Here is a 6,376-nt window from a genome sequence, read left to right as displayed (position 1 = left end):
CCGACCCCACGGCCCGCCCGCGCGCGGCCGACGTCCTCCGCGTGCTGCTCGGCCAGTCGGTGGCGGCCGCGGTGGCCTCCGTGGACGGTCTTCTCGCCTCCTGAAACTCTTCTGCTGCACAGGGGAGGGTCGATAAGCCCTGAAAGCAGGGCATCAGGTACCTTTCCCCTGGATACGACTCATCCGAAAAGCGCAGAACACTCCAGCATTCCCATAACCTGTGTGTGCCACGCAGAGTGGGGTGAGTCACAATGGCAGCAGAGGAGGCAGAGTGAACACCGAAGACGTGCTGGGCAAGGCCCCCCTGTTCGCCGCACTGGACCGCGAGAGCGCCGCGGCGCTGCGTACGAGCATCACGGAGGTCCAGCTCTCCAAGGGACAGACGCTCTTCCACGAGAACGAGACCGGCGACCGGCTCTACGTCGTGCTGGAAGGCAAGATCAAGCTGTCCCGCACCTCGCCCGACGGACGGGAAAACCTGCTGAGCGTGCTCGGGCCGAGCGAGATGTTCGGCGAGCTGTCGCTGTTCGACCCGCGACCGCGTACGGCCTCGGCGACGGCGCTGACCGACGTACGGCTGGCCGGGCTCGGCCACGACGACCTGCGCCCCTGGCTGACCGGCCGCCCCGAGGTGGCGCTCCACCTGCTGCGCGCGCTCGCCCAGCGGCTGCGCCGCACCAACGACGTGCTGGCCGACCTGGTCTTCACCGACGTGCCCGGGCGCGTGGCCAAGCAGCTGCTCGACCTGGCCGAGCGGTTCGGCACCAAGACGGATGACGGCCTGCGGGTGCACCACGACCTGACGCAGGAGGAGCTGGCGCAGCTCGTCGGCGCCTCGCGCGAGACGGTCAACAAGGCGCTGGCCGACTTCGCCCAGCGCGGCTGGCTGCGGATCGAGGCCAAGGCCGTGGTGATCCTCGACATGGACCGCCTCTACAACCGGTCCAGGTAGTCGAGCTGGGCCACGACCGACATCTCGGCGGCGGCCCAGAGCGAGCGGTCGACGTCGGCGTACACGATCTTGACGATCTCCCGCGGCGTGCGCGCGCCCTGGGCGCGCGCCGCCCTGATCTGGTCGAGGCGCTGCCGCCGGTGCGCGATGTAGCCGTCGAGCGCGGCGATCGGGTCGGCCAGCACGGGACCGTGGCCGGGCAGCAGCGCCCGCGCCTCCAGGCCCTCCGCGGCCGCCCTGAGCCGGTCGAGGCTGCGGAGATAGTCGGCCAGGCCGCCGTCGCGGGCGATGATCGTGGTGCCCCTGCCGAGCACGGTGTCGCCGGTCAGCATCGCGCGGTCCTGCGGCAGCCAGAAGCAGAGCGAGTCGAACGAGTGGCCCGGCGTGCCGTACACGTGGAGCTCCAGGCCCGCCACGCTCACCACGTCGCCGTCGTCGAGCCCCTCCTCGCCCAGCCGGTGCCGCGGATCGAGCGCCCGGACGGGCGCTCCCACCATCTCGGCGAAGCGTCTGGCGCCGCCGCTGTGGTCGAAGTGCCCGTGGGTGAGCAGGATCTCGGTGACGCGCCGCTCCCCGAGATGATCGCGTACGCGGCGCAGATGCGACTCGTCCTCCGGCCCGGGGTCGACGACCACAACCTCGTCCCCGCCGATGACCCAGGTGTTGGTGCCGTCGAGCGTCATGGCGGACGGGTTGGGCGCGAGCAGGTTCTCGGCGTGCTCGGTACGGGAGCCGTCGGGCGTCCCGATCGGGATGTGCAGCCCGCTCACCGGGTCACCAGCCGCATCTCGCCCTGGATCTCCACGGCCTTCGGCATGATCGGCACGATCTCCCTGGGCTCGGCCAGGATCCCCGCCATGCCGCCGTGGGCCGCCAGCTCGCTCAGCGTGTGGTACGTCGGCGGCATCAGGAAGATCTCCCCCCGGTGCGCCAGCTCGATCGCCTCCGCGGGGCGCTTCCAGGCCACCTGATCGGCCTCACCGCCGACGTCACGGGTGCGCTGGCCCTCGGGGAGCACGGCGACGAAGAACCGCGTGTCGAAGCGCCTGTGCTCGATCTCCGGGGTGATCCAGTGGGCCCACGGTTTGAGCAGGTCGGACCGGAGAACCAGGCCGCGCCTGGCGAGGAAGTCGGCGAAGCCCAGGCTCCTGTCGATCAGCGCCAGCCGGTCGGACTCCCAGTCGTCGCCCGTCGTGTCGGCGACCACGGAATCGGGCCCGGGACCGGCCAGCAGCACGCCGGACTCCTCGAACGTCTCGCGTACGGCCGCGCACACCAGCCCGCGCGCGACCTGCTCGCTCGCGTTGAAGACCGTGCCCCACTCGGCCGGTGACGGGCCGGCCCAGGCCACGGCCTGGTCGGTGTCGCGGGCGTCCACCGAGCCGCCGGGGAAGACGTACGCGCCCGCCGCGAAGGCCATCGTGGCCTTCCGCCGCAGCAGGTAGACCTCCGGTGAGGCACTCTCTCGCAGGATCACCACGGTGGCGGCATCGCGGGTCGGGACCGGCTCGACCCGCCCGGCGAGGAGGTCCCGCGCCCGCGCGGCTAGCTCGGCTGGAAGCGGCAATCCGGTCACATCGGTCATAGTGCCTCAGGGTATGAACTGTTCCTCATATTCGCCATGCAGGTCCGTAGTTCTGCCGCAACCCTTTGCCGCCCTCTCTGAGTCGCGACAAATAAGCATCGCTCATACGTTCGACAGTACACAAACTCTTGGTAGTATTGCGATCACACATTGTGGCGATTAGGTGGGTGGGGTGCAGGTCTCGCAATACACGGATCGGTGCCGCCTCTCAGCCCAAGGAGCGGCGCATGAGTAAGCTCACCGCGACCGCACCGTGCACCGCTCATACCGCGATGGTGGAGAAGACCGGCGAGGTCGTTGCTCAGCCGCTGCTGGTACGACGAGTGGCCTGGCTGACCTGCCTGGCGCGGGAGTGGGATGGGCGTGGGCGTACTGCCCGGCCTGTGGTCTTTCCTGTGATCGGGATTGGGGGGCGGCTGAGCGGATCGTCTCCCGCGGCCTGCTCGGCCAGCACGCCACCAGCACCCACCGCACTACCGGTACCCGCACCATCTCCACGGCGGTGGAGGGCAACGTGGCCCGCGCCCGCCGGCCGCGCAGGCCCGCCCGGGCGGCCCGGCGCGCCCGCCGCACCCAAACCGATCTGCACCCCCGACCGGCGGCACGCGATAGGTCCAAGACCGTCCTACCCCGAAACGCCCCGGACGCCCCCCAAGCAACTCGGGCAACAATGCGACAGCCTCCAGCCGTGTGCCCGACCGACGCACGGTGCCCGCCCCGCCCCCCACAGGGAGTAGACAGCGTCCGGCGGGCCATGCACCTCAGCCGTACCCGGCAGGGCATGTCAGGAATTCTCACCACCGAACCGGCTTCCACCACACCAGAGCCACCCCTGTGCTCGCACTTACCGAACACGGGAACGGCTCACGCTACGCCGGTCCGAGTTACCCGATTCCTTCTGGGAACTAAAGGGAATTCAAGACGCTACTTCGGCGATCAGCTCCACTTCCACAGGCGCGTCCAGCGGGAGGACGGCCACGCCCACGGCGCTGCGGGCATGCCTGCCCGGCTCGCCCAGCACCTCGGCGAGCAGCTCGCTGGCGCCGTTGCCGACCTTGGGCTGCTCGGTGAAGGACGGCTCGCTGGCCACGAACACCACGACCTTGACGATCCGTACGACCTTCTGCAGGTCGCCCACCTCGGCCTTCAGGGCGGCAAGCGCGTTGAGTGCGCAGATGCGGGCCTGCTCCGCGCCCTCCTCCGTGGTCAGGTCGGCCCCGAGCTTGCCGGTCCGCTGCAGCTTGCCGTCGACGAACGGCACCTGCCCGGAGGTGTAGACGAGGTTGCCCGTGCGCACGGCCGGCACGTAGGCGCCCGCCGGCGCCGCCACCTCGGGCAGCGTCAGGCCGAGATCCGCGATCTTCTGCTCGGGGGTCACTGCTTCTCCCTCTTGAAGTAGGCGACGAGCTGCTCCGGCGAGGCACCCTGAACGATCTGGACCAGCTCCCAGCCGTCGGAGCCGAAGTTGTCCAGGATCATCTTGGTGTTGTGGATCAACACCGGGGCGGTGAGGTACTCCCATTTCTTCATGAAGGTCAGCTTCTCATAAGAAACCCGCCCGCCGGCCTGCCTTGTGCCTGCTCAAGACGGTGGTCGCCGTTAAGTTCCCGCCAGGGTGTGAGGAATCTCAAACGGTGGTCGTCGGCTTCCGGCAAGTGACCCTTCGGTAGCCTCGAATAGTGGACTCTCCGGACACGGATTGGGCCGGTGTGCGGCTGCACGTCGTCACCGGCAAGGGCGGCACCGGCAAGACGACCGTGGCCGCCGCTCTCGCGCTCGCGCTGGCCGCGGGCGGTCGCAAGGTGCTCCTCGTCGAGGTCGAGGGCAGGCAGGGCATCGCGCAGATCTTCGACCTGCCGCCGCTGCCCTACGAGGAGCGCAAGATCGCCGTGGCGCCCTCCGGCGGCGACGTGTACGCGCTGGCCATCGATCCCGAGGAGGCCATGCTCGAGTACATGGAGATGTTCTACGGGATGCGCCGGGCAGGCCGGGCGCTGACCAAGATGGGCGTCGTCGACTTCGCCACCACCGTGGCCCCCGGCTTCCGCGACGTGCTCGTCACGGGCAAGACGACCGAGGCCGTGCGCAGGCGGGGCAAGAACGGCCGCCGGATCTACGACGCGGTCGTGCTCGACGCGCCGCCCACGGGCCGCATCACGCGCTTCCTGAACGTCACCCAGGAGGTGGCGGGCCTGGCCAAGGTCGGGCCGATCAAGAACCACTCCGACCTGGTCCACGGGGTCGTGAAATCTCCTGAGACGGCGGTGCACTTCGTGACGCTGCTGGAGGAGATGCCCGTGCAGGAGACGCTCGACGGCATCACCGAATTGCGTTCGGCCGGGCTCCCCACAGGGGGAATTTTCGTCAACATGGTGCGTGAATCACTGATCCCACAGGCAGCTCTTGACACAGCTGTCAAGGGCCGCTTCGACCCGGGGGAGCTCGTGCTCGGGCTGAAGGCCGCCGGGGTGGCCGACGGGGCGGAGGCCTCGGCGATCGCCGAGGCGCTCGCGGAGGAGATCTCCGAGCACGCCCACCGCACCGAGCTGGAGCGCGCCGAGCGCGAGTCGCTGGGCGAGGCCGGGCTGAAGAGCTACGAGCTGCCACTGCTGGCCGACGGCGTCGACCTGGCCGGCCTGTACGAGCTGGCAGAGAGCATGCGCACCCAAGGAGCAGCGTGAAGAAGCCCGCCGCACTCGACATCGACGCGATACTCGACGACCCCGGCACCAGGATCATCGTCTGCTGCGGGGCAGGCGGGGTGGGCAAGACCACGACCGCCGCGGCGCTCGGGCTGCGGGCCGCCGAACGCGGCAGGTGCGCCGTCGTGCTCACCGTGGACCCCGCGCGCCGGCTGGCCCAGTCGATGGGGCTGACCGAGCTCGACAACACCCCGCGGCTGGTCAGCTCGCCCGAGGGCGGCGGCCAGCTCTACGCGATGATGCTCGACATGAAGCGCACGTTCGACGAGATCATCGAGGCGCACGCCGATCCCGTGCGGGCCCGCCAGATCCTGTCGAACCCCTTCTACCAGTCCCTCTCCTCCAGCTTCGCCGGCACGCAGGAGTACATGGCCATGGAGAAGCTGGGCCAGCTGCGCCGGTCGGACGAGTGGGACCTGATCATCGTGGACACGCCGCCGTCGCGGTCCGCGCTCGACTTCCTCGACGCGCCCGAGCGGCTCGGGCGCTTCCTCGACGGACGGTTCATCCGGCTGCTGACGGCACCGGCCAAGGCCGGCGGACGCAGCGCCTTCCGGCTCCTCAACGCCGGGTTCGGGTTGATGGCCGGAGCGATGACCAAGCTGCTCGGCGCGCAGGTGATCAAGGATCTGCAGACGTTCGTCTCCGCGCTCGACGCCGTCTTCGGCGGCTTCAGGCAGCGGGCCGAGATGACGTACCAGCTGCTGCAGGCCCCCGGCACGGCCTTCCTCGTGGTGGCCGCGCCCGAGCGGGACGCCATGCGGGAGGCGTCCTACTTCGTCGAAAGGCTCGCCGAAGAGCGCATGCCACTGGCCGGCCTGGTGGTCAACCGTGTGCACATGTCACCCGCCTCGGTCCTCTCGGCCGCCCGTAGCGCCGCGGCCGCCGAAGACCTGGAGGCGCGGGGCGAGCATGAGCTGACCGCCGCCGTGCTGCGGCTGCACGCCGGGCGAATGCAGCTCACCGCTCGCGAGCATCGCGAGCAGGAGCATTTCGTCTCGGCCCACCCCACGGTGCCCGTGGTGCAGGTTCGCGCCATGTCCGAGGACGTCCACGATCTCACTGGTCTGCGGCAGATCGGGGACTTGCTGGCGAGCGCATGAAAGTACGGCCGGCGGACGGCGCCGGCCGTACTAC

The 6,376-nt window shown here is 69.8% G+C and carries 7 protein-coding genes; 3 read left to right on the top strand and 4 right to left on the bottom strand.

Annotation, left to right across the window (positions count from 1 at the left end):
* Positions 1-271: 271 nt before the first annotated feature.
* Positions 272-952 (top strand): Crp/Fnr family transcriptional regulator, encoded by a 681-nt coding sequence (locus ACWDX9_RS31295; protein ID WP_185069893.1) that lies wholly within the window; start codon positions 272-274, stop codon positions 950-952.
* Here ACWDX9_RS31295 and ACWDX9_RS31290 read toward each other — a convergent pair.
* The 4 genes from ACWDX9_RS31290 to ACWDX9_RS31275 form a co-directional block, all read right to left on the bottom strand.
* Positions 934-1,722 carry an MBL fold metallo-hydrolase gene (locus tag ACWDX9_RS31290; RefSeq protein WP_449960100.1) on the bottom strand — a complete coding sequence of 263 codons (789 nt, stop codon included), beginning with the start codon at positions 1,720-1,722 and terminating at the stop codon, positions 934-936. The genes ACWDX9_RS31295 and ACWDX9_RS31290 overlap by 19 nt on opposite strands.
* A complete protein-coding gene (locus ACWDX9_RS31285; RefSeq protein WP_449960098.1) occupies positions 1,719-2,537 on the bottom strand; it encodes an NUDIX hydrolase in 819 nt (272 codons plus the stop codon). The genes ACWDX9_RS31290 and ACWDX9_RS31285 overlap by 4 nt, the downstream gene beginning before the upstream one ends.
* A 916-nt stretch (positions 2,538-3,453) precedes the next feature.
* Complete coding sequence (locus ACWDX9_RS31280) at positions 3,454-3,915, bottom strand: RidA family protein (RefSeq protein ID WP_449960096.1); 462 nt, start codon at positions 3,913-3,915, stop codon at positions 3,454-3,456.
* Positions 3,912-4,067: a hypothetical protein gene (locus tag ACWDX9_RS31275; RefSeq protein WP_211370275.1), complete on the bottom strand. Its 156-nt coding sequence runs from the start codon at positions 4,065-4,067 to the stop codon at positions 3,912-3,914. The genes ACWDX9_RS31280 and ACWDX9_RS31275 overlap by 4 nt, the downstream gene beginning before the upstream one ends.
* Before the next feature lie 149 nt (positions 4,068-4,216).
* Between ACWDX9_RS31275 and ACWDX9_RS31270 the strand changes: the two genes are divergently transcribed.
* A complete protein-coding gene (locus ACWDX9_RS31270; protein WP_449960094.1) occupies positions 4,217-5,218 on the top strand; it encodes an ArsA-related P-loop ATPase in 1,002 nt (333 codons plus the stop codon).
* The gene (locus ACWDX9_RS31265) at positions 5,215-6,342 is read left to right on the top strand and encodes an ArsA family ATPase (RefSeq protein WP_363976962.1); all 1,128 of its coding nucleotides are present in this window, start codon (positions 5,215-5,217) and stop codon (positions 6,340-6,342) included. The genes ACWDX9_RS31270 and ACWDX9_RS31265 overlap by 4 nt, the downstream gene beginning before the upstream one ends.
* Positions 6,343-6,376: the final 34 nt, after the last annotated feature.

It is taken from the genome of Nonomuraea sp. NPDC003201, assembly GCF_053590415.1.
The sequence above is the reverse complement of the archived record's forward strand: the minus strand, read 5'-3'. Positions and strand labels throughout refer to the sequence as shown.

Bases quoted from the DNA above. Each gene is read 5' to 3' on its own strand.
- ACWDX9_RS31285 (WP_449960098.1), bottom strand. From the start codon at position 2,537: ATGACCGATGTGACCGGATTGCCGCTTCCAGCCGAGCTAGCCGCGCGG.
- ACWDX9_RS31275 (WP_211370275.1), bottom strand. From the start codon at position 4,067: ATGAAGAAATGGGAGTACCTCACCGCCCCGGTGTTGATCCACAACACC.